Origin of the sequence: Oceanimonas sp. GK1, assembly GCF_000243075.1 — a bacterium.
GTDB lineage: Bacteria > Pseudomonadota > Gammaproteobacteria > Enterobacterales > Aeromonadaceae > Oceanimonas.
This window is the reverse complement of record NC_016745.1, coordinates 2,900,129-2,923,241: the sequence shown is the minus strand read 5'-3', so window position 1 is coordinate 2,923,241 and position 23,113 is coordinate 2,900,129. Positions and strand designations below refer to the sequence as shown.

The following is a 23,113-nucleotide window of genomic DNA, read 5'->3' as shown; positions in this document are numbered from 1 at the left end:
CCCCTTAGCTAATGATACGGCTTGGTGCCGGTATCAACTTTTGGTAAGGAATTACATCTCTGGCAATAGTTGTGCCAGCACCAATGGTTGCATGCTTACCGATGGTTATCCCTTGAATAATATTGGCCCCAGTTCCTACATGCACCTGTTCACCAGTGATTACTCCACCGCTTAATGTTGCTCCTGGGGCCAGATGATTGTGAGCACCAATACAACAATCGTGCTCAACAATACAACCGGTGTTAAGCAGGGTGTTGCCACCGATTTGCACACCTGCCTGTACAATCGCACCGGCCATGATCTGAACGCCCTGTCCCAGGGTGACATACTCGGACAGGATGGCATGAGGTGATATCACTGATGCAAAACGGTATCCAAGGCCGGTAAAGCGCTGAAACAATCTCCAGTTCAGGTCTTGGCCTGGCAGGGCCCCCACACCGTTTACCAGTTCAGCCTGCTCCGGGCCGAACTGCTCTAGTAATGCTTCATCATCGTTGATATGAGGCACATCTGCCAGAGGTCCACGAGGAGCCAACGGGTGAGGCGATACCACGCCCAACAGGATATGTCCTTGTTTTTTCAGGATCTCGGCAAGACCGGCGGCATGGCCACCAGCCCCCAGGATCACCAGCGGCTTAGTCACGGATCAGCTCCCCTTCCTGATAATCGCGCCCTGCCGGTTTCCCTAGCCAGGCCCAGTAGCCATAGGGAGAAAGACCATCGCCAGGGCGTTTTACCGCCAGATTATTCTCAGTAAACAGCTCACCGGTGCGGATGGGGGCCGCTGCCACCAGGCTCTTGCGTGCTACAGCCTTGTTCTTGACTTCAGAGGGTTGAGGCCCCTTGATGCCATTGCCAAGGGCCAGCTCCACATCGCGTACCGCCTGCACCATGGCGGCCAGTTCATCGGGCTCCAGAGAGGCTTTGTGATCCGGCCCCTCCATGCTTTTGTCGAGTGTGAAGTGTTTTTCAATCAAACGGGCGCCCAGTGCCGCCGCCGCCACCGGAATGGTGATTCCTGCACTGTGATCGGAGTAGCCCGGCGTTAACCCAAAGGCGGTGGCCATGGTCTGCATAGCCCGCAGGTTGATTTCATTTATGGGTGCCGGGTATTCGGTGGTGCAGTGCAGCAGCGTCACCCTGCGCTTCAGTGCCGATTGGCCAGCTTCACTGGCATACGCTTCCGTAAAGGCCTGTTCACTGGGGAAGGCTGCTTCGTCCGCTGTTAGCCCAAAGGCAATAACACCCAGCGTGGCTTCTACTTCAGCCAGGCTTGCCATGCCGGTAGAGACAATCAGATCACAGCCTGTACGAGCATGCTCAAGTACAAAGGGCGCATTGGTCAGCTCACCAGACGGAATTTTCAGGGTGGTCAGGCCGAGCTCTTTAACCAGAAATATCAGGCTTTCGGAGTCGAACGCCGTGGACATAAACTCGATGCCCAACTCATGACAACGAGCAATCAGAGCTTTATGAGTATCGAAGCCCAGCTCTAACCGACTGAGCATATCAAACTGAGACTCTGCAACACCGGTATTACGAGTTTGGTATTCTGCTTGCTGTGCTGTCCTGGTGACCAGATTTTTAGCTTTGAACGTCTGAAACTTGACGATATCGGCACCGGCGGCGTGTGCTGCTTCCACCAGCCTAAACGCCAGCTCGGCACTGCCGTTATGATTAACACCCGCCTCCGCGATAATCTTGATCATGCCTAGCTTTCCTTGTGGATATCGTAGAAGGTTTTAATCACTGACAACTCCGCCGTCTTGAGTGTATTGACAATGGACTGACTGGTATTCCCCTGGCCGTACGGGTTCCGTACCTGACTCACATCTGTTGCCAGCGCCACCTGCAGCGCGTCAACAATCGCAGGGGTGATGGCGTCGCAATGCAGGACGCTGTCTGCTGCCAGCCGACCGCGCTGGCGAGCACCAATGTTTACTGTTGGCACGCCAAATGAAGGCACTTCAATCAGGCCACTGGATGAATTCCCCACCACGGCGGCGGCGTGCTTTACCGCACTCAGATAACGCTGCTGCCCAAGAGAGGGGATCGCCAGCACCCGGCTGGCTTGCTGACTGGCATAGGTTTCCAGCAGCGGAATAATGTCACGGCCACCGTCATCGGCATTGGGGTAGGTCAGAATAACCTGATGCTCAGGAAAATAATCCAGGGCTTTTAGCAACTGCTTAAATGACGCTCTGGCGGGCTCGGACGCTAATGTCACCGGGTGATAGGTCACCAGAAAATAAGGGCGCTCAAGCGCAAAGCCTAATGACGTTGACAGCTCGGCCACCGTCATCATGTTGCTACGCTGCAAATGGTCAAGCCCAATGGCACCCACGTTATGTACTCGGTCAGGATGTTCGCCCAGCTGGATCACTCGCTGCCGGTGCTCGGCAGTAGAGGTGAAATGCAGCAGGCTCAGCTTGGTAATGGCGTGACGAATGGCATCATCATAGGCACCTTCGGTGATTTCGCCCCCGTGGATATGGGCAACGGGAATGCGCAGGATCATCGCCGCCTGGGCCGCTGCCAGTGCCTCAAACCGGTCCCCGAGGATCACCAACGCATCGGGTGCCATGCGGCTCAGCGCATCTGCGAAGCCAATCACGCCCAGACCAATGCTTTTTGCCGTGCCGACTGCTGAATCGGAAGACAGCAGCATTTCGACTTTTTCGTCGATACGAAAGCCGTCTGCTTCTATTTGTTGGTAAGTCATGCCGAATTCTGGCGAGAAATGCATACCAGCCACCAGCAACTGTAATCTCAGCTCTGGTTCCTGCTGAATATCCTTCAGCAACCAATACAGCAATCCATATTCGGCCCGGGTCCCGGTAAATACCGCAATGTTTCGCATGTCAGGCCTCTGTTGGTGAGCTGGGCAGATTCACCAAATGAGCCTCGGCCCATTCGGAGTGAGCCAGGTCTCCACGCAGTGCATCAGCAAACATCGGCAGCCGGTGCATCAACTGCCATACCGGACGTATCATCACCCCCCGGGCATTGGTGATTTCCAGCAAGGCATTGCGACTTTCTACATTCGGGCACAGCACTGCATTCAGCCAATAGTTGGAGCGGGCGTAGGCCGGCTCTTTGATAAAACGGTAATCGGTGCTCTGAAAAAAGTCGGCATAGCGCGCAGCCAGCTGCCGCTTGCTCGCCAGTATGGTGTTGAGTCGCTCCATCTGAGCACAGCCCAGGGCGGCATTGAGATTGGGCATACGATAGTTGAAGCCGGGTTCATCGTGATAGAACTCGTAGGGATGCGGCACCTTGGCGGTGGTCGTCACATGCTTGGCCCTGGCACCGTCTTCAGCATCCTGGCACAGCAGCATGCCACCACCACCGGTGGTGATCACCTTGTTGCCGTTAAAACTGAGCGCCCCGAACCGACCCAGTGTACCGGTGTGCCGGCCCTTGTAGAAAGAGCCCAGACTTTCGGCAGCATCCTCTATAAGACAAAGATTCCACTGCTGGCAGAGCGCCATCAGTTCATCCAGCCTGGCCGGATGACCAAAAGTATGCATGGGCATAAGGGCCTTGATAGCTGCGCCGCTGTTTATATGGCGGCAAACGCCGGCATTATCCAGCTCGGCATGTTCCGCCAGCCAGGTTGCCGTGGCCACCGGGCAGAGCCCATAGGCATCGGGCTCAATATCAACAAACACTGGCCTGGCGCCCATATGATGCAGAGCATTGCAGGTGGCGACAAAGGTCAGCGCCTGGGTGATCACCAGATCGCCCGTCCGTACCCCGGCCAAGTGCAGAGCAGCATGCAGCGCGGCGGTGCCATTAACGGTGGCCACCGCACGACCCGTGTTGGTGAACTCACGCACTTTCACTTCAAATTCATCAACGAATTTGCCCACGCTGGAAACAAAGGTGCTGTCGATGGTGTCGGCCAGATAGGCTTTTTCATTGCCGGCAAAGGTAGGGGCATGCAGCGGGATAAAATCGCTGGTGGCGTAAGTATCCCGAATAAAGTCGATTAGTTGCTGATGCACGGTGACCTCACATTTTACCATCGAGATATTTGCCGGTTTCCTTGTGGTCAAAATCGGGGATCATCTCAAAGAAGAGCTCTACCAGCTCCTGTTTACTCCAGGCCAGATTACCTTTCATTTCGCTGATACGGCGCTCAAACATCTGCAAACGTTCGGCATCAAAAACAGGATCGTTCTTGATGATCCCCAAATTGACAAAGCGTTCCATGTCCAGGGTTTCCTGCTCGGTAAAGAACTCCTCGAAGTCCTTCTCGCCCGTGGTGTCACTGCCGGTAAACAGGCAGGGCCATTTGCCTTGGTCCGGCAGGGTTTTGGCCAGCTCGCGGGCCTCTTCCTCACTGCTGCACAGCACCGGCTCTAGTCCCTTTTGCTCCAGATATTTAATGGCGATATCGGCGAAGGTGATCAGATGTAATGCTTCACTGAGCTTTGGGAAGAAAATATCCCGGTTTTCACCAAAGATGCATGACATCAGGCACAGCTCGCCAGACTCCTGCGGCGTTACGAAGTATCGGCGGACATCATTCGGGGCCACGATTGGCTGACGTTTTTCCAGTCGCTGGTTGAAGCTGTGCAGCAAGGAGCCATCGGAAAAGGCAACATTGGCAAAACGAGCGGTGGAAATATCAATTTCCAGACTACGGCGCATCAGGAACATTTCCATAATACGCTTGGAAGCCCCCATCATATTAACCGGGTTGGCTGCCTTATCGGTGGATACGCAAAAATATTTCTTCACCCCGGCGTCAATGGCTTGTTGCAGAGTCTTATCGGTGTTAAACACGTTGACATCGATCATCCGCATCAGGGTGTAGGGATCTTTTTCGCTACGTACATGCTTGAGCGCGGACAGATTCAGAATATAGTCATATCCGCCGTCCGCCTTGAAAAAGGCATCGTACTCGACTGAGCCAATATCCAATGCAAAGGTGCGAAAATCACCATTGATGTAACCGAAGCTGCTGCGAATGTCACGCACCAGCTCGGTCAGGTTGTTCTCGCTGATGTCGACTACATGCAGTTTGACCGGGTTGCGCTTGAATATTTCTTTGGTTACCGCCTGGCCGATGGAGCCAGCACCGCCGAGAACGAGGAAACGGGAAGTTCGAACAGAATCGAGCAAAGCTTGTTCATTGGCAGTAAGATCCTTGCAAAAAAGCGGTTTTTGTCTTCCAACAAGTTGCAGTATGGTCTTCAAGGACGACTCCGAACACATGGAGGTGAGTGCGTGATTATAATTGCTAAGGCATTGGAATATCATATTCCATGCCAAGTGTAAGCGCCATTTTCCCGCCACAGCCGGGCTCCAATCTTGACTCGTTTGCTCTGCTTTAGGTTGAAAACCACTTACCCACTTTCTCAAGTTTGATCTAGATCAACATTATCCGGTTTTTTACGTCTATCTTTGTCGAGTTGTTTTGACGCTTGTGTCAGAATTACGACTTATTTGGTTTCACGTCTGTACCGCTTCAATGTTAAGCTGGTGCCGAGCCAGGGATAAGCTCTCAAGTCAAATCAATAACTAACTGAATTAAAAGGATATTTACCCTATGGGCTTTAACGGCTGTGTCTTGATCATGGATCATAACCAGGAACGGCGGTCAAGACTGGAAGCTATCCTTTCCTTTATGCAGGTGCAGTGGCGCAGTGGCAGTCGCGCCAACGATCTGGCGTGGTTGCGGGAGCAGCTGCACACCATGACGGTATTGCTGGGGGAAACGGACTTTCCGCCCGACGAGTTAATGAAAAACCACGGCCATCATGTCTTCATTACCCTGAGTCCCTGCCGCAGCAAGGCGGCCAATCTGCTGGGCACCCTGAGCGAACTGACCTACGACGAGCTTACCCGGCTGCTGGGGCTGGCTGAGCAATGGCGGCCGAAGGCCGAAAGCCAGCAGCACGAGCGGTGCCTGAAGGAGTTCCTAGTAGGGGAGAGCCCTGCCATGCAGTCGGTAAAGGGATTGATCCGCCAGGTGGCCGACAAGCAGGCCAATGTATTGCTGCTGGGGGAGTCCGGTACCGGTAAGGAAGTGATTGCCCGCGCCATTCACTCGCTGTCGCAACAGGCCGATGGCCCTTTTGTGCCCATCAACTGCGGTGCCATTCCGGCAGAACTGCTGGAAAGCGAGCTGTTCGGTCATGAAAAAGGCGCCTTTACCGGGGCGGTGTCGGCCCGTAAAGGGCGCTTTGAGCTGGCGGACGGCGGCACCCTGTTCCTGGATGAAATCGGTGATATGCCCCTGCCCATGCAGGTCAAGCTGTTGCGGGTGTTGCAGGAGCGCAGTTTTGAGCGGGTGGGGGGCACCCGGCCCATCAAGGCCAACGTGCGGGTGATTGCCGCCACTCACCGGGATCTGGAGGTGATGATCGGTGAACAGCGTTTTCGGGAAGATCTCTATTACCGCCTGAATGTGTTTCCGATCACGGCGCCGCCATTGCGCGAGCGCCGGGAGGATCTGCCGCTGCTGCTGACGGAGCTGGTGTCCCGCCACCGCAGCGAGCACAGGGTGGAGCTTGGCTTTTCACCGGCGGCCGTTCAGACCCTGCAGGGCTATCGCTGGCCCGGCAATGTGCGCGAGCTGTCGAACCTGGTAGAGCGCATGATGATCCTTCGCCCGAATCAGCAAGTAGAGCCGGGCGATCTGCCGGAAAAATACCGGGGCGACTATGTGCCCGAGTCGTTCGATGAAATGGACGAGCAAGCGGCGCTGGCTTCTATTTTTGCCGATGAACCCGCCACTTTCGATGAAGAAGGCGCCACCTTCTTTGATTTTGATTCAGAAGAAGATACCCCCGCCAGCAACGGCGACTGGCAAGTGCCCGACTTCTCCAGCGAGGGGGTCAACCTCAAGGAAATGTTGGCCACGATTGAGGTGGACATGATTGGCAAGGCGCTGGACGCCCACGATGGCGTGGTGGCCCGGGCCGCCGAGCACCTGGGCATGCGCCGCACCACCCTGGTGGAAAAAATGAAGAAATACGGCATAGGGCGGGACTGACCGGCTCATTTGCGCGTAGATCAGTCATGCCGGCCTTGAGCCGGCATCTTTTTCAATGCGACCCTGGGTGCCACAAGATTCCGGCTCGGTGGCCGGAATGACAGCACCTTTGCCCTTGTGTCCTTGCCCATGCATATTGCGACTGGCACGCATTTTGAATAATGGGTGCCATGAGCATATCTACGCCAACCCAAACCAACACCCATTGGCTTCCCCTGCTGGGCCCCGAGCGCCTTGAAGAAATTCTTCATACCATGCCCGGGGGATTACTGTGGGTGGATGGCCAGGGCACCGTCAGTCGGGCCAATGCCGCCGCCCGGGCGCTGCTGGGCGAGCCCCTGCTGAACATGCCCTGGCTTGAGGTGATCAACCGGGCCTTTGCCCCCCGGCCCGACGACGGCCTGCAAGTCTCCCTTAAAGATGGCCGCAGGGTGCAGTTGGCCACCTCTCACCTGGAAGGCCAGCCCGGCCAGCTGGTGCAGCTTACCGATCTCACTCCCACCCGGGCCTGGGCCGAGCAGCAGGGCCACGCCGAGCGGCTGGCAGCCTTGGGCCGCATGGCGGCGACGCTGGCGCACCAGATCCGTACCCCGCTGTCGGGCGCCATGCTCTATGGCGCCAACCTGGCGAACCCGGCGCTGAATACGGCGCAGCGGCAGCGCTTTCAGCAGCGGCTGATGGACAGGCTCACCGACATTGAGCGTCAAATAAGCGACATTCTGCTCTATGCCCGGCCCGATCAGGCCACCCTGGCCGAGCCGCTGTGCGTGGAACGCCTGCTGCACAGCGCTGCCGAGGCCGCCACGGCCCTGCTGGCGGGCAAAGCCCGCCTTGATTGCCAGAGCGAGAGTGGGCTGAACGTGCTGGGTAACGGCAACAGCCTGAAGGGCATTTTGCTCAATCTGCTGGAAAACGCCGTGGAGGCGGGCGCCGATGCGCTTGAACTGAATGCTGAGCGGGAAGGAGACTGGGCCCTGATTCGGCTTACCGATAATGGCAAGGGTATGGATGCGGCCCTGCAAACGCAGATTTTTACCCCCTTCTTTACCACCCGCAACCAGGGCACGGGGCTGGGGCTGGCGGCGGTGGCATCGGTGCTGCGCGCCCATCAGGGCCGGGTGGGGGTCAGCTCCGTACCGGAACAAGGCAGTTGTTTCAGCCTGTGGCTGCCACTGGCAAGGCATGAGGAATCCCCATGAATACCGATATTCTGATTGTGGAAGACGACACCGGTCTGCAGCAGGCATTGCAGGATACCCTGGAGCTGGCCGGCCTTCCTTGTGCGTGCGTGGCCAGCGCCGAAGACGCCATTATCTACCTGCAGCAAAGGCCGGTGCGCATGGTGATCACCGACGTGCAGATGGCGGGCATGAACGGCCTGGAGCTGCTTGGCTGGATTAGTGAGCGCCTGCCCGGGCTGCCGGTGCTGGTGATCACCGCCCACGCCCAGGTGTCGGGGGCGGTGGCCGCCATGCGCGCCGGCGCGGTGGATTACCTGGCCAAACCCTTTACCCCCGATGTCCTGCTGGAGCGGGTGCGCCGTTTTGTGCGCCCGGCGCTGCAACAGGATGAAGACCCCATTGCCGAAGACGCCGCCAGCCGCCAACTGCTGCAACTGGCGGGTCGAGTGGCGGCCACCGATGCCAGCGTGATGATCACAGGTTCCAGCGGCACCGGCAAGGAGGTACTGGCGCGCTATATTCACCGCCGTTCAAACCGGGCCGAACGGCCCTTTGTGGCCATCAACTGCGCCGCCATTCCCGACAACATGCTGGAAGCCACCCTGTTCGGTTACGAAAAGGGCGCCTTTACCGGTGCGGTGCAGGCCTGCCCGGGCAAGTTTGAGCAGGCCCACGAGGGCACCCTGCTGCTGGATGAAATCACCGAAATGGACGTCGCTCTTCAGGCCAAGCTGTTGCGGGTGCTGCAGGAGCAGGAGGTGGAGCGCCTGGGCAGTCGTAAAACCCTGCGGCTCAACGTGCGAGTGCTGGCCACCAGCAACCGGGATCTGCGCCAGGCGGTGAATGAGGGGCGTTTTCGGGAAGATCTCTACTACCGGCTGAACGTGTTTCCGCTGGCCTGGCCGGCACTGGCAGAACGCCCCGCCGACATTCTGCCTTTGGCCCGGTTTCTGCTGGCTCGTCACGCTCATGCTCAGGGCCGGCATGGCGTGGTGCTTTCCGCCAGGGCCGAACAGCGCCTGCTGGCCTGGCACTGGCCGGGCAACGTGCGCGAGCTGGATAACGTGATGCAGCGGGCGCTGATCCTCGCCGCTGGCAGTGACATCGCCGCCGGCGATATTCTGCTGGATGAAGGCAGCCCGGCTGCCGTACCGGTGCCCCCTGGCCCGGCTCAGGAGCTGGGAGAAGAGCTGGAAAGCCAGGAGCACCGCATTATTTTGCAGGCGCTGCGCCGCAGCGGCGGCAGCCGGCGGGAGGTGGCGGAGCTGCTGGGCATCAGCCCGCGCACCCTGCGCTACAAGCTGGCCCGCATGCGGGAGGCGGGCATTGAAGTACCCGCTTGACGCTGAAAAGATGAACTGGCCCGGCCTTTGCATTAAGATGCGTGCCTGGTGATATGAGTTTACTGATTGAGGAGCCAACCTGATGGAGATTAAAGCCGCCGCGCTGCTGGCCGAAATGCAGTCAATGCAGGGCGAGGCCCAAAACCTGGCCCCGGTGCAGGGCACCGGTCCTCGTCAGGACTTTGCCGAGCTGCTGGGCCAGGCCGTGAACAAGGTCAACGGCCTGCAGCAAACCACCGGTGAGCTGCGCACCCGCTTTGAGCTGGGGGATCCTGCCGTGGGCCTGGAGCAGGTGATGATCTCGGCTCAGAAGTCGAGCATTGCCTTTGAGGCCACCGTACAGGTGCGCAACAAGCTGGTGGATGCCTACAAAACCATCATGAACATGCCGGTTTAAGGAGCTGACGGGTGGCTGACAATCCGCTGGCGGAAACCGACAAGAGCACGCTTCCTGCCAATAATGATGGCGCCGCCATGGAGGCCCAGGAGCGCAAGAGCACGCCCTTTGCCCTGCTGGGCAATGCCGATGTACTGCGTCAGATTGTGATTGTGCTGGCCCTGGCCATCTGTCTGGCCATGGCGGTGTTCGTTCTGCTGTGGGGCAAGGAGCCCGAAATGCGGCCGCTGGGGGTGTACAGCAATCAGGAACTGATCGAAACCCTCGACTTTCTCGACGCCCAGAAAATCGAATACAAAATCGACGGCAACAGCGTGCTGGTGCGCGCCGATCAATACCCCGACATTCAGCTCAGCCTGCGTCGCTCCGGGCTGACCCAGAGCCCGCCGGAAGGCGACAGCATTTTGCTGTCCGACCCCGGTTTTGGCATTAGCCAGCGGCTGGAGCGCGAACGCCTCAACCTCAGCCGGGAGCGTCAGCTGGCCCGGGTGATTGAGCAGTACAACAGTGTGGCCGGGGCCCAGGTGCTGCTGGCCATTCCCCGGGAAAACGTCTTTGTGCGCGACAAGCGCAAGCCCAGCGCCACCGTGGTGCTGAACCTGCGCCGGGGCAGCAGCCTGCGTCAGGAAGAAGTGGACGCCATTGTGGATACGGTGGCCTCGGCGGTGCCGGATCTGACCCCGGGCCGGGTCACGGTCACCGATCAGAACGGCCGCTTGCTCAACTCCGGCTCTCAGGATCCATTGGCCGCCCGCAACCGGCGCGAGTTCGAGCTGCAGCAGCAGCAGGAAGAGGAATACCGCCAGAAGATTGACGCCATTCTCAGCCCGGTGCTGGGGCTGGGCAACTACACCGCCGAGGTGGATTTGAGCCTCGATTTTCGCCGTCGTCAGCAAACGGTGAAAACCTACAATCCCGACATGCCGGCGGTGCGCTCGGAAATGGTGATGGAAGACAACACCTCCGGCATGGGCGCCATCGGCATTCCCGGGGCGCTCACCAATCAGCCGCCCATGGATGCGGATATTCCCGAAGAAGCGGGCCAGGCCTCGGAAAAAACCGGCACCGAGCGCAGCCGGCGTGAGGCCACCCGCAACTTTGAGCTCGACACCACCATCAGCCACACCGAAAGCGCCGTGGGCGACATCCGCCGGCTGACGGTGTCGGTGGCGGTGGATTACAAGACCGTCACCCAGGCCGATGGCGCTCTCGATCGCGTGCCGCTCGAAGCGTCGGAGCTGGCCCGTATCGAACGCCTGCTGAAAGGCGGCCTGGGCTTTGACGTCAGCCGGGGCGATGCCATCGAGGTGGTGAGCATGTCGTTCAACCGGCCCGATCTCGACGCCGTGGCCGACATTCCCTTTTACGAGCAGGCCTGGTTCTGGCGGCTGGCCCGCATTCTGGGCGCCGTGCTGGTGCTGGTGGTGCTGCTGCTGGCGCTGGTGCGGCCCATGGTGAAACGGCTGCTCAACATCGATGACAAGGCCGACGAGCTGGATCTCGATGGTCAGAGTGCCCTGGCGGGCAGTGACGATCTGGAGCTGCTGGCCCAGCAGGCGGAGCTGGAAGACGGCATGTTCGGCATCAAGGACGGCCAGCTCCGCCTGCCCAACCTCAATAAGGATGAAGACCTGCTGGCGGCGGTACGGGCGCTGGTGGCCAACGAGCCGGATCTGGCGGCTCAGGTGATCAAAGACTGGGTACAGAGCGATGAGTAATGAACAGGAGTTGGTAATTACCGACGCGCAGCGGCAGCTGCTGTCGCGCATGACGGGCACCGACAAGGCGGCGCTGCTGATGCTGAGCCTGCGGGAGGACGACGCCGCCCAGATTTTTCGCCACCTGGACCCGAAGCAGGTGCAGCGCCTGGGCATGAAAATGGCCGCCATGGGGGATTTCAGCCCGGAGCGGGTCAGTGCCGTGCACCGGCTGTTCATTGAAGACATTCAGCGTTTCACCAAAATCGGCGTGGGCAGCCAGGACTTTGTGCGCAACGCCCTGGTGGCGGCCCTGGGGGAAGACAAGGCGGGCCGGCTGGTGAACCAGATTGCCGCTGGCGCCGGCTCCCGCGGCCTCGATTCCCTCAAGTGGATGGACGCCCGCCAGGTGGCCGGCATCATTCACAACGAGCATCCGCAAATTCAGACAATCGTGCTGTCCTACCTCGATGCCGATCAGGCCGCGGCCATTTTGCAGCAGTTTCCCGAGCCCATGCGGCTGGATCTCATCATGCGCATTGCCGAGCTGGAAGAAGTGCAGCCGGCGGCGTTGCAGGAGCTCAACGACATCATGGAGAAACAGTTTGTCGGCAAGAGCAACGCCAAGGCCGCCAAGATGGGGGGCCTGAAGACCGCCGCCGACATCATGAACTACCTCGACACCTCGGTGGAAGGCGCGCTGATGGACTCCATTCGTGATCAGGACGAGGAAATGAGCATGAAGATCCAGGATCTGATGTTCGTGTTTGAAAACCTCATCGACGTGGACGACCGCGGCATTCAGGTGCTGTTGCGCGAGGTTAACGCCGATCTGCTGCAGCGGGCCCTCAAGGGCGCCGACGATCAGCTCAAGGAGAAGTTTTTCGGCAACATGTCGAAACGGGCGGCGGAAATGCTGCAGGAAGACCTCGAGGCCATGGGGCCGGTGCGGGTCAGCGATGTGGAGGCGGCCCAGCGGGAGATCCTGGCGGTGGCCCGGCGGTTGTCCGACAGCGGTGATCTCATGCTGTCCAAGGGCGGCGGAGATGATTACGTATGAGTGGCTATAACGCCAAGGGCCGTATTCCCGCCGGCCAGGCCGCCTGGCAGTGGCCCGAGCTGGAGCCGGCCCGTGCGCCCCGGGAAGAGCACGCGGCCCTGCACCTGCGCAGCCACGAGCCCGAGCCGCCCCCTCCCGAGCCCGATGAAGAGCCTGCCCCCGAGCCCCTTACCGCCGAAACGCTGGAAGCCATTCGTCAGGCCGCTTTTGAGGAAGGCCATGCCGAGGGCAAAGAGCAGGGCCTGGCCGAGGGCCGGGAAGAAGGCCGGCTGCAGGGCATGCAGCAAGGCCATGAGGCCGGCCTGCAACAGGGGCTGGAGCAGGGATTGGAAGAAGGGCGCGAGCAGATTCAACAGCAGCTGGCGCGACTGAATACCTTGGTCGAACGGCTGCAGGCACCCCTGGCGCAGGTTGATCAGGTGGTGGAGCAAAGCCTGGTTACCCTGGCCATGGAGCTGGCCCGCAACCTGCTGAAAGCCGAGGCCAGCGTTTCGCCCAAGTTGTTGCTGGCCACGGTACAGGAAGCGCTGCAGGCGCTGCCCCGTCACGACGGCCCGCTGACCTTTTACCTGCACGCCGAGGATTTGGCGCTGCTGGCCGAACATTACAACGAGCAAGCCCAGGCCAAACGGGGCTGGGAGTTTGTGGCCGAGCCCGGGCTGGAGCGGGGCGAGCTTCGGCTCACCACCGCCATGTCGGAGCTGGATATCAGCCTGGCCGGCCGTATCGATGCCCTGATGGCCAACTTTATCAAGGCCAACTGGAGCCGCTTCCATGACGCTGGCTGAGCGGCTGGCCGGCTACCAGACCGCCGGCCTGACGCCACCCATGGCCGCCAGCGGCAAGCTTACCCGAGTGGTGGGGTTGACCCTGGAGGCGGTGGGCTGCACCGCCGCCGTGGGCAGCCAGTGCAAGGTACAAACCCAGTTCGGCGACATGGACGCGGAAGTGGTCGGCTTTGCCGACGACAAGCTCTACCTGATGCCGAGCGAATCCCTGAAAGGGGTGATCCCCGGCGCTCGGGTCACCCCGGCCGGCGAGGGCACCGGCGTGCCCGTGGGCATGGCGCTGCTGGGCCGGGTGATTGACGGCATTGGCCAGCCCCTGGACGGCCTCGGCCCCATTCACACCGCCACCACCGCCGATTTTGTCTCCCGCCCCATCAACCCCATGGCCCGCAAGCCCATTGAGGCGCCCATGGACGTGGGGGTGCGCGCCATCAACTCGGTGCTTACCGTAGGCCAGGGCCAGCGCATGGGGCTGTTTGCCGGCTCCGGGGTGGGCAAGAGTGTGCTGCTGGGCATGATGACCCGGGGCGCCAGGGCCGATGTGGTGGTGGTGGGGCTTATTGGCGAGCGGGGCCGGGAGGTCAAGGAGTTCATCGACGTGATCCTGGGGGACGAAGGCCGGGCCCGCGCCGTGGTGGTGGCGGCCCCGGCCGATGCCTCGCCGCTGATGCGGCTCAAGGGCTGTGAAACCGCCCTGACCCTGGCAGAGTATTATCGGGATCAGGGGCTGAACGTGTTGCTGCTGATGGACTCGCTCACCCGCTATGCCCAAGCCCAGCGGGAAATTGCCCTGGCGGTGGGGGAGCCGCCGGCGAGCAAGGGCTATCCGCCCTCGGTGTTCGCCAAATTGCCGGCGCTGGTGGAGCGGGCCGGCAACGGCGGCGAAGGCCAGGGCAGCATTACCGCCTTTTTTACCGTGCTCACCGAGGGCGACGACCTGCAGGATCCCATTGCCGATGCCGCCCGGGCCATTCTCGACGGCCATATCGTGCTGTCGCGTCAATTGGCCGACAGCGGACATTACCCGGCCATCGACATTGAAAAGTCCATCAGCCGGGTGATGACGGCGGTCACCACCCCGGAGCATCAGCAGCAGGCCAGGGTGCTCAAGCAGGCCTATGCCCTCTACCAGCAGAACCACGATCTGATCAACCTGGGGGCCTACAAAAGCGGCGCCGATCCCAGGCTCGACATGGCCATTACCATTCGTCCGCGCCTGGATCGTTTCCTGACCCAGACCATGACCGAGGTGTTTGACTTCGAGTCCTGCCTCAAGGAGCTGGCGGTAGTGGCCATGCCGCTGCTGAGGGCTGGCGGATGAGCCGGGCATTGACCCTGTTGCTGGAGCAGCTGGAGGGGGAAGAGCGCAAGGCGGCGGCGGAGCTCAATATCGCCCAGTTGCAGCTGCAGCAGATGGAGCAGCAGTTGCAGACCCTCAGCCAGTATCAGCGCCAGTATGTGCAGACCTTTCAGCAGCGCGGCCGAAGCGGGCTGGAAGCCCACCAGTTCGGCCATTTCCGTGGCTTTATCGACAAGCTGGAAGTGGCCCAGCAACAGCAACAGCAGGGCCTGCAGCAGGCCCGGGATCAATTGGCCCAAAGCCGCGATGCCTGGTTGGCGGTGCGCGCCCGCAAGCAGGCCATTGGCAAGTTAATGGAGCGCGAAAGCGAGCGCAAGCAACAGGAAGCCGCCCGTCAGGAGCAGAAGATGCTCGACAACCTCGCCATTTACCGCTTTCACCGCAAGCCGCTGTAGGTTTCCAATCCCTCCCTGACCCTCCCCTTGCAAAGGGGAGGGAATACATGACCGAGCCCTTGTGCACCTCCCCTTACCAAGGGTGAAGGGCGTGAAGGGGGGGGCAGGAAACCGCAAAGTTGGTACATAACTTGCTTTCATCACCTGCTCTGGCAGTTGACCAGCATTCGGGCCACGGTGGCCACAGCGACAATCAAGGGATCAGCATGACCACAGTCATTCCCGCCCTGTCCGGCGGCATGGGTTCAGCAAGGGCCGTTTCGCCGGTGGGCGACGCGGCAAAGTCCTCCGGCTTTGCCGAGCTGCTGGCGCAGGCCGCCACCGAGGCCGACACCGGCGCGGAAAAGTCCGCCGGCACCCTTGCCGCGGCAGCGCCCGCCGACGGCGGCAACGCCGAACCTGCCGGGGTTGAGCCTTCTGCCCAGGCTGACTCCGGTGCCGAGACGCCGTCAACGGCCCCCCTTTCAAAGACCGATGCCGACCAGCCGCAGAGTGAGCCTGACGCCGGGGAGCAGCTAGCTGACACCGGCGCCGCTTTGCCCGATGACGCCGTTGTGCCGGTGGTAGTGCCGGTAGTGGTGCCGGGCGGCAAGGCGCTGCCGGAGGCGGCAAATACTCTCAGTGAGCCGCCGGAAAACGAGCCCTCCCTGTCCCGGCAGGGTAACCCCGTGTCCGGTGTCCAGGAGGCTGCCGGGCAGCCGGCCAGCAAGCCACCGGCTGCCGCCACCGAGGGCGGCAATGCGTTGCAAAAGCCCTTAATGTCCGCGGCCCAGCCTGAGACGCCGCCGGCCGCCGATGGGAAAGCGTCGTCCGGTGAGGGGAAAACGGTGGTTGAGGGTGTGGCGCAGGAAAGCCCCGTGGCACACACGCCGAGCCGGGGCGTGGCCGCGCCGTCGTCTTCTGCCGACCAGACCGAGGCACCACCGGTGCCCGGCAAGCCCGATGCCGGCAAGCCTGAGTCAGACAAACTTGAATCAAACAACGCGGGCCGGGCCGCGGGAATATCCCTTTCCACCCTCACCATGTCGCCGGTCAGCGGAGCCGAACGCGCGCCGGTGACCCCCCAGGTTTCTGAAAAAGCGGCGGGGCTCCCAACCGGTGAGCAAACCCTGCCCGCCGCTGGCGGAGAGGAGGCTATCGAGGGCAAACCGGCCGGTGAACGCCCGGCGGACAGCATCAATCCCCGTCAGACCGGGGCATCCTTCCAAGGCGCGGTGGCCGAGTCTTCCTCCGTCCGCTCGGTGTCTTCCGCCCCGGTGCCTGATGACCCATCGGCCGCCGAGGGTGATGTGCAGGCCGCTCAGCCCAGACAGGATGCCGCTATCACTCGCCAGGACAGCCAGCGCCAGCCGGCCACCCCGGAGTGGCTGGCCCAGATTGAGCATGGCCGCCGCTGGCAACAGGCCCAGCAGTCCGGCATGGCCACCGAGCAGGCCTTGGTGAGCAACACCGATTCTCCCGATACCGACCTGCCGGTGATGGATAACGCCGCCGAGGCGAAAGACGAGTCGGCGGAGCCTGAAGATAATGCTTCCCGCACCGAGCAGCTGAGCGATGCCATGACCCAGACTCAGGGCAGTGTGACCCGTGACGCCAGCGGCCAGCCGCCGGTGACACCGGACGGGCAACAGCCGTTGGCGGCGGTGACCGCTGGTCGCGAAGCCGGTGCCACCGCGGCCGAGCGGGCGCCTCAGCCCCAGGGGGAGCGGCAGCTTAACCTGCACCAGGGGGCGCCGGAGCAGAATGCCCGCCAGCTCAGCCAGCAGGTGCAGGTGATGGTGAACCAGGACCTGCAGGAGGCGGATATTCGCCTCAATCCTTCCGAGCTGGGAGGCATGCGCATTCAGCTTAAATTTGAGCAGGGCGAGGTCAGCCTGCAGATTCAGGCCCAGCACACCCAGGCCCGGGACATGCTGGAGCAGGCCATGCCGCGGCTGCGGGATCTGCTCAGCCAGCAGGGCATTCAGCTGGGCCAGGGCCAGGTGGGCGGCTTTGCCAGCCAGCAGGGCTCGGCCCAGAACGGCGCCTCGGGACAGGGTGCAACGGGCCGGGAAAATGGGCATAATTCTTCCCCGTTTGAAGCGGATGCCGGTGAAGGCGAGCCGGCCTACGGCACTTATTCTGCGGGCTCGTCTGCCAGTGATGGCCGCATCGACTTTTTTGCCTGAATATAACGGGCCAAACCTTTAAGGACACGCCATGGCAGAGAATCTCACCATTCCCAGGGTGGCATGGTACAAACGCAAACTGGTCTGGATATTGCTGCTGGTGGGGCTGGCCGGCGCCGGTGGCGGTGCGGCCTGGTGGCTGATGAGCCCGGCCGAGCCGGCCCAAAACGCCGGGCCGGAAGACACCAGCAACCGGGCCATTTACGTCAGCCTGTCTCAGCCCTTTATTTTCAGCGTGCCCGGCGGCACCCGAGACCGGCTGGTGCAGATAGAAGCCCAGCTGATGGTAAGGGGTGAGTCGAACGAAGCCTTGGCCAAGCTGCACCTGCCCCTGCTGGAGAGCACCCTGCTGGAGGTGTTCAGCCGCCAGAGTGCCGACAATTACCTGACTGCCGCCAATAAAAAGGCGTTGCGCCAGGAAGCCCTGAACGAGCTGAACCATGCCACCGCCGAGGTGCTGGAAAAGCGGCTGTTCGAAAAAGTGTTGTTTACCAGCATAGTGATGCAATAGGTGAGTTGTGAGCGATCTGTTATCCCAGGATGAAATCGATGCCCTGCTGCACGGGGTGGACGATGTCAAGGAAGAGGAAGCCAAGTCGGAAGGGGGGGTAGCCTCCTTTGACTTCTCGTCCCAGGATCGCATTGTCCGGGGGCGCATGCCGACCCTGGAGATGGTGAACGAGCGCTTTGCCCGTCATATGCGCATTAGCCTGTTCAACATGATGCGCCGCACCGCCGAGGTGTCCATCAATGGCGTGCAGGTGATCAAGTACGGCGAATACGTGCATTCGCTGTTTTTGCCCACCAGTCTCAACATGGTGCGTTTTCGTCCGCTCAAGGGCATTGGCCTGGTGACCATGGAAGCCCGGCTGGTGTTTATTCTGGTGGACAACTTTTTTGGCGGCGACGGCCGCCACGCCAAGATTGAAGGGCGGGAGTTCACCCCCACCGAGCGCCGGGTGATCCAGCTGCTGCTGAAACTGGTGTTTGAGGATTACAAGGAAGCCTGGGCGCCGGTGATGGACGTGGAGTTTGAATACCTGGACTCCGAGGTCAACCCCACCATGGCCAACATCGTCAGCCCCACCGAGGTGGTGGTGGTGAGCTCCTTTCATATCGATCTCGACGGCGGTGGCGGCGACTTTCACGTCACCCTGCCTTACGGCATGCTGGAGCCCATTCGTGAGCTGCTGGACGCCGGGGTGCAGAGCGACAAGGGCGAGAACGATCTGCGCTGGGGCAAGGCCCTGCGGGACGAAATTCTCGACGTGGAAGTGGAAATGACCACCCGGCTGCTGGAAAAGCAGGTCACCCTGGGGGACATCATGGAATGGCAGGCCGGGGATATTATTCCCGTCGAAATGCCCGAGCATCTGCTGGTGTCGGTGGAGGAGCTGCCCACATTCAGAGCCCAGCTGGGGCGCACTCAGGAAAAAATGGCCATTCGCATTACCGAAAAAATCAAGCGGCCGGAAACCGTGAAAACCGAACTGCATGAAGTGACCCGCCGCGGCGTGCGCATTGATGGCGAAGCCGAGCTGGAAGAACTGGAAAGAACCATTGAGGACGCATAATGAGCGAGCAGAACGATCAAAGCGAGCTGGATGATATTTGGGGCGATGCCATGGCGGAGCAGGAGGGGGGCGTCAAGCCCGCGGAGCTGGACGACTTCAGTGCCGACGGCCAGACCCCCATCACCCAGGAGGAGCGGCGCAAGCTCGACACCATACTGGATATTCCGGTCACCATTTCCATGGAAGTGGGCAAGAGCCAGATCAGCATTCGCAACCTGCTGCAGCTGAACCAGGGATCCGTGGTGGAGCTGGACCGGCTGGCCGGCGAGCCCCTGGACGTGATGGTCAACGGTACCCTGATCGCCCACGGCGAGGTGGTGGTGGTGAACGACAAGTTTGGCATTCGCCTGACCGACGTGATCAGCCAGACCGAACGGATCAAAAAGCTCAGATGATATCCGCCGGTTTCATCATGAATGCATGTCGGCATTTATTGCCTGCGGTAGGCGCCGCTTTAGCTGGAGCAAGTCCGCAAACGGCTGAGTCTTCACGGCCTGTTGTAGGCGCCGCTTTAGCCGGCGCAAACCGGCAAGCGGCTGGGGATTCAAGGCCTGTTGCACAGGCCCTGCCGGCTAAAGCGGCAGCTACCCTGTTTTGTTTAATAGTGACGTCCCCCGTTTACGCTCAGGGCGGCCCGGAGATCCAGTGGGGGTCCTGGGCGCTGTCGTCGGCCCTGGTGATTGGTCTGCTGCTGGCTCTGGGCTGGGGTCTGCGTCGGCTGAAACTGCCGGCATTGGGCGGCAACCGGCAATTGCGGGTGGTCACCAGCCTGGCGCTCGGCCACAAGGAAAAACTGGTGGTGGTGCAGGTGGGCGAGGAACAGTGGCTGCTGGGCATCACCCCTCAGAATATCAATCGTCTGGGCAAGCTGGAGCAGCCATTGGACATGCCCGAGGGCAAAAAATAAGCGGGTATTTTCCGCAGTCGGGACTAGGTTGCCGCTTCAGCGGCAATATGCGGGCTGGCAGCCCGCGCTCCAGGACGACACGCTTCGGTGGAGCGCAGGCTGCCAGCCTGCCTTAGCGCCTCAGGCGCTACCAAAATGGTATCTGCCGCACAGGTTGGAGCAAATTTATATGAAAAGGAATAACGGGTGAGCCGAGTTCGTTGCCTATTACCGCTGTTGCTGCTGCTGCTGGCTAGTCCGGCTTTCGCCCAACAGGGCATGTCGGCGGTGACGGTCACCACCAACCCGGACGGCAGCCAGGAATACAGCCTCACCCTGCAGGTGCTGGCGCTGATGACGGCGCTGTCGTTCCTGCCGGCGGTGGTCATCATGATGACCTCCTTTACCCGCATTATTGTGGTGCTGTCCATTCTGCGGCAGGCCCTGGGCCTGCAGCAGAGCCCGTCCAACCAGGTGCTGATCGGCATCAGCCTGTTCCTGTCGTTTTTTATCATGGCGCCGGTACTGGACCGGGTGAACGCTGAGGCGCTGCAGCCCTACCTGGCGGAAGAAATCGGCTCCAGGGAGGCCCTGGCCCGGGCTGAGCTGCCCATTCGCGACTTTATGCTGGCCCAGACCCGGGTCAAAGATCTCGACACCTTTCTTAATATTGCCAATGTGCAGGTGGACAGCGAGGCCGAGGTGCCGCTCAGGGTGCTGATCCCGGCCTTTGTGACCAGCGAGCTGAAAACCGCTTTTCAAATCGGCTTTATGCTGTTTCTGCCGTTTCTGGTGATCGATCTGGTGGTGGCCAGCATACTGATGGCCATGGGCATGATGATGCTGTCGCCCATGCTGATTTCCCTGCCCTTCAAGCTGATGCTGTTTGTGCTGGTGGATGGCTGGAACCTGATCATGGGCACGCTGGCCACCAGCTTCGGACTGGGAGCAAGCTAATGAGCCCGGAAACCTTTGTCGACCTGTTTCGCAGCGCCCTCTGGTTGGTGACGGTGCTGGTGTCGGCGGTGATTTTTCCGAGCTTGGCGGTGGGCCTGCTGGTGTCCATCTTTCAGGCGGCCACTTCCATCAACGAGCAGACCCTGAGCTTTCTGCCCCGCCTGCTGGTGACCCTGGGAGCCCTGGCCGTGGGGGCCCACTGGGGCTTTGGCATGCTGATAGATTATTTTTACGAGCTGATGGAGCTGATTCCGCAGGTGGTGGGTTAGGGTGAACTACACCACCGCCGAGCTGATGCAATGGCTGGCGTCCTACCTCTGGCCCCTGTTCCGCATTGCCGGTCTGATGATGACCATGGTGATGTTTGGCGCCAATCTTACGCCGGTCTATACTCGGCTGTTGCTGGCGGTGGCCATTACCATTGCGGTGGCGCCGGTACTGCCGGCCATGCCGGCGGTGGAATTGTTCTCGGTGCAGGGCTTTCTGATCACCGTTCAGCAGGTGCTGATCGGCGCCGTGATTGGCCTGCTGTCCCAGTTTTTGCTGCAAACCTTTGTCACCGCCGGCCAGATCATCGCCATGCAGACCAGTCTGGGCTTTGCCTCCATGGTGGATCCGCTCAACGGCCAGTCGGCGCCGGTGGTGGGCCAACTGTATCTGATGCTGGGCACCCTGTTGTTTCTCGGCCTCGACGGTCATCTGGTGATGATCGAAGCCATCGTGCTCAGCTTTACCTCGGTGCCGGTGGCGGCCAGCGGCTTTACCGTAGGAGACTGGCAGAACCTTGCCGGCCTGCTGACCCTGCTGTTTCAGGCGGCGGTGGCCATGTCGCTGTCGGCCATCGTCGCCATGCTGTTGATCAACTTCAGCTTCGGCGTGATGACCCGGGCCGCTCCCCAGCTCAATATCTTCAGCGTGGGCTTTGCCATCAGCATGGTGTGTGGCCTCTTTATCATGTGGCTGACCCTGGGCGGCTTTATGGATCACTTTGTCAACCAGTGGCTGCGCCTGCAACAGGTGATGTGCGACAGCCTCAGACTGACCTGCGAAGGAGGCTGACATGGCAGAGTCGGACGGTCAGGAAAGAACAGAACAGCCCACGGAGCAGCGACTTCGTCAGGCCCGGGAAAAAGGCCAGATCCCCCGCTCCAAGGAACTGGGCACGGCGGCGGTGCTGCTCAGTGCCACCGCCGCCCTGCTGATGCTGGGGGATTCACTGGGTGCGGCCCTGTCCACGGTGTTTGAGCAGAGTTTCCGGCTGGAGCGGGAAGCCATTTTTGACCCCGCCGCCATGATGCCGGCGCTGGCCGAAGCCATCGGCGGCCTGATTTGGCCGCTATTGGGGCTGTTTGCGGTGGTACTGGTGGCGGCCCTGGTGGGCAACTGCCTGCTCGGCGGCTTTAACTTCAGTACCCAGGCGATGATGCCAAAATTCAGTCGCATGAGCCCGATGAAGGGCCTCAAGCGGATGTTTGGCGTGCAGGCACTGGTGGAACTGCTGAAGTCTATCGCCAAGGTGGTGTTTATCGCCACCATTGCCATCTGGCTGTTGTGGGGCCAGTTCGACCATATTCTGCGCCTGAGCAATGAGACCCTGAACCTGGCCATGAAGGACGCCCTGGAGCTGCTGCTGTGGATGGGGCTGGGGCTGTGCCTGGCTCTGTTGCCCATCGTGGCCATCGACGTGCCCTTTCAGGTGTGGAACCACACCCGTCAGCTGAAGATGACGCTGCAGGAGATCAAGGACGAATACAAGAACACCGAGGGCAAGCCCGAGGTGAAAAGCCGCATTCGCCGCCTGCAACAGGAAATGGCCAACCGGCGCATGATGGCCGAGGTGCCCACCGCCGATGTGGTGGTGGTGAACCCGACCCACTTCTCGGTGGCCCTGTGTTACGACAAGGACAAACCCGGCGCCGCCCCCGTGGTGGTGGCCAAGGGACTGGACGAAATTGCCCTCAAGATTCGGGAAATCGCCCGGGAGTACCAAGTGCCGGTGATCTCTTCTCCGGCCCTGGCCCGGGCGGTGTACTTCTCCACCAAGCTGGAGCGGGAAATTCCCGACGGTCTGTTTGTGGCGGTGGCCCAGGTGCTGGCCTATGTGTTCCAGCTGAACGCCTGGCGCAAGGGCCAGGGCAACAAGCCGGTGCCGCTGAAGGACGACCTGCCCATACCGGATGAATACCGGGTGTAGGTTTACTTAAAGGGATTAGGGACTGGGGAGTAGGGACTAGAATTCTCCCAATCCCCAATCCCCAATCCTCAAAACGATTGGCTCACTTCTTGCATTGTCCCCCCCAT

At 60.7% G+C, this 23,113-nt stretch carries 23 protein-coding genes; 18 read left to right on the top strand and 5 right to left on the bottom strand.

The window, feature by feature from the left end; translation table 11 throughout:
• Nucleotides 1-4: 4 nt before the first annotated feature.
• The 5 genes from GU3_RS13805 to GU3_RS13785 are packed head-to-tail and all read right to left on the bottom strand — an operon-like array spanning nucleotide 5 to nucleotide 5,205.
• The gene (locus GU3_RS13805) at nucleotides 5-643 is read right to left on the bottom strand and encodes an acetyltransferase (protein WP_014293145.1); all 639 of its coding nucleotides are present in this window, start codon (nucleotides 641-643) and stop codon (nucleotides 5-7) included.
• The gene (gene neuB / locus GU3_RS13800) at nucleotides 636-1,709 is read right to left on the bottom strand and encodes an N-acetylneuraminate synthase (protein ID WP_014293144.1); all 1,074 of its coding nucleotides are present in this window, start codon (nucleotides 1,707-1,709) and stop codon (nucleotides 636-638) included. Before neuB ends, GU3_RS13805 begins: the two co-directional genes overlap by 8 nt.
• Nucleotides 1,710-1,711: 2 nt before the next feature.
• Nucleotides 1,712-2,860 carry a UDP-N-acetylglucosamine 2-epimerase gene (neuC, locus tag GU3_RS13795; RefSeq protein WP_014293143.1) on the bottom strand — a complete coding sequence of 383 codons (1,149 nt, stop codon included), beginning with the start codon at nucleotides 2,858-2,860 and terminating at the stop codon, nucleotides 1,712-1,714.
• Between the two features lies 1 nt (nucleotide 2,861).
• Complete coding sequence (locus GU3_RS13790) at nucleotides 2,862-4,007, bottom strand: LegC family aminotransferase (protein WP_041543810.1); 1,146 nt, start codon at nucleotides 4,005-4,007, stop codon at nucleotides 2,862-2,864.
• A gap of 7 nt (nucleotides 4,008-4,014) precedes the next feature.
• Nucleotides 4,015-5,205 carry a UDP-N-acetylglucosamine 4,6-dehydratase gene (locus GU3_RS13785; RefSeq protein ID WP_148265911.1) on the bottom strand — a complete coding sequence of 397 codons (1,191 nt, stop codon included), beginning with the start codon at nucleotides 5,203-5,205 and terminating at the stop codon, nucleotides 4,015-4,017.
• 352 nt (nucleotides 5,206-5,557) lie between these two features.
• Between GU3_RS13785 and GU3_RS13780 the strand changes: the two genes are divergently transcribed.
• From GU3_RS13780 to flhB, 18 genes are all read left to right on the top strand, one after another.
• Complete coding sequence (locus GU3_RS13780; RefSeq protein WP_014293140.1) at nucleotides 5,558-7,006, top strand: sigma-54-dependent Fis family transcriptional regulator; 1,449 nt, start codon at nucleotides 5,558-5,560, stop codon at nucleotides 7,004-7,006.
• A gap of 161 nt (nucleotides 7,007-7,167) precedes the next feature.
• A complete protein-coding gene (locus GU3_RS13775; protein WP_014293139.1) occupies nucleotides 7,168-8,205 on the top strand; it encodes a PAS domain-containing sensor histidine kinase in 1,038 nt (345 codons plus the stop codon).
• A complete protein-coding gene (locus tag GU3_RS13770) occupies nucleotides 8,202-9,530 on the top strand; it encodes a sigma-54 dependent transcriptional regulator (protein ID WP_014293138.1) in 1,329 nt (442 codons plus the stop codon). Before GU3_RS13775 ends, GU3_RS13770 begins: the two co-directional genes overlap by 4 nt.
• Before the next feature lie 82 nt (nucleotides 9,531-9,612).
• On the top strand, nucleotides 9,613-9,927 hold the full coding sequence (gene fliE, locus GU3_RS13765; RefSeq protein WP_014293137.1) for a flagellar hook-basal body complex protein FliE: 315 nt from the start codon (nucleotides 9,613-9,615) through the stop codon (nucleotides 9,925-9,927).
• Between the two features lie 26 nt (nucleotides 9,928-9,953).
• Nucleotides 9,954-11,645 (top strand): flagellar basal-body MS-ring/collar protein FliF, encoded by a 1,692-nt coding sequence (gene fliF, locus GU3_RS13760; protein ID WP_371245763.1) that lies wholly within the window; start codon nucleotides 9,954-9,956, stop codon nucleotides 11,643-11,645.
• On the top strand, nucleotides 11,638-12,684 hold the full coding sequence (gene fliG / locus GU3_RS13755) for a flagellar motor switch protein FliG (RefSeq protein WP_014293135.1): 1,047 nt from the start codon (nucleotides 11,638-11,640) through the stop codon (nucleotides 12,682-12,684). The genes fliF and fliG overlap by 8 nt, the downstream gene beginning before the upstream one ends.
• On the top strand, nucleotides 12,681-13,472 hold the full coding sequence (gene fliH, locus GU3_RS13750) for a flagellar assembly protein FliH (RefSeq protein WP_014293134.1): 792 nt from the start codon (nucleotides 12,681-12,683) through the stop codon (nucleotides 13,470-13,472). Before fliG ends, fliH begins: the two co-directional genes overlap by 4 nt.
• Nucleotides 13,459-14,793 carry a flagellar protein export ATPase FliI gene (gene fliI / locus GU3_RS13745; protein WP_014293133.1) on the top strand — a complete coding sequence of 445 codons (1,335 nt, stop codon included), beginning with the start codon at nucleotides 13,459-13,461 and terminating at the stop codon, nucleotides 14,791-14,793. The genes fliH and fliI overlap by 14 nt, the downstream gene beginning before the upstream one ends.
• Complete coding sequence (gene fliJ / locus GU3_RS13740; protein WP_014293132.1) at nucleotides 14,790-15,227, top strand: flagellar export protein FliJ; 438 nt, start codon at nucleotides 14,790-14,792, stop codon at nucleotides 15,225-15,227. The genes fliI and fliJ overlap by 4 nt, the downstream gene beginning before the upstream one ends.
• A gap of 206 nt (nucleotides 15,228-15,433) precedes the next feature.
• On the top strand, nucleotides 15,434-17,395 hold the full coding sequence (locus GU3_RS13735; RefSeq protein ID WP_014293131.1) for a flagellar hook-length control protein FliK: 1,962 nt from the start codon (nucleotides 15,434-15,436) through the stop codon (nucleotides 17,393-17,395).
• A 31-nt stretch (nucleotides 17,396-17,426) separates the two neighbouring features.
• Complete coding sequence (locus GU3_RS13730) at nucleotides 17,427-17,906, top strand: flagellar basal body-associated FliL family protein (RefSeq protein WP_014293130.1); 480 nt, start codon at nucleotides 17,427-17,429, stop codon at nucleotides 17,904-17,906.
• A 7-nt stretch (nucleotides 17,907-17,913) separates the two neighbouring features.
• Complete coding sequence (fliM, locus tag GU3_RS13725) at nucleotides 17,914-18,969, top strand: flagellar motor switch protein FliM (protein WP_014293129.1); 1,056 nt, start codon at nucleotides 17,914-17,916, stop codon at nucleotides 18,967-18,969.
• Nucleotides 18,969-19,364, top strand: a complete 396-nt coding sequence (gene fliN / locus GU3_RS13720; protein WP_014293128.1) for a flagellar motor switch protein FliN — start codon at nucleotides 18,969-18,971, stop codon at nucleotides 19,362-19,364. The genes fliM and fliN overlap by 1 nt, the downstream gene beginning before the upstream one ends.
• A 209-nt stretch (nucleotides 19,365-19,573) precedes the next feature.
• Nucleotides 19,574-19,876 carry a flagellar biosynthetic protein FliO gene (fliO, locus tag GU3_RS13715; protein WP_014293127.1) on the top strand — a complete coding sequence of 101 codons (303 nt, stop codon included), beginning with the start codon at nucleotides 19,574-19,576 and terminating at the stop codon, nucleotides 19,874-19,876.
• A 186-nt stretch (nucleotides 19,877-20,062) separates the two neighbouring features.
• Entirely contained in the window at nucleotides 20,063-20,812 is a 750-nt protein-coding gene (fliP, locus tag GU3_RS13710) for a flagellar type III secretion system pore protein FliP (protein ID WP_014293126.1), read from the top strand.
• Entirely contained in the window at nucleotides 20,812-21,081 is a 270-nt protein-coding gene (fliQ, locus tag GU3_RS13705; RefSeq protein ID WP_014293125.1) for a flagellar biosynthesis protein FliQ, read from the top strand. Before fliP ends, fliQ begins: the two co-directional genes overlap by 1 nt.
• A 1-nt stretch (nucleotide 21,082) precedes the next feature.
• Nucleotides 21,083-21,871 (top strand): flagellar biosynthetic protein FliR, encoded by a 789-nt coding sequence (fliR, locus tag GU3_RS13700; RefSeq protein ID WP_014293124.1) that lies wholly within the window; start codon nucleotides 21,083-21,085, stop codon nucleotides 21,869-21,871.
• Between the two features lies 1 nt (nucleotide 21,872).
• Nucleotides 21,873-23,006, top strand: coding sequence for a flagellar biosynthesis protein FlhB (gene flhB / locus GU3_RS13695; protein ID WP_014293123.1), 1,134 nt, complete (start codon nucleotides 21,873-21,875; stop codon nucleotides 23,004-23,006).
• The last annotated feature ends 107 nt before the right edge of the window (nucleotides 23,007-23,113 follow it).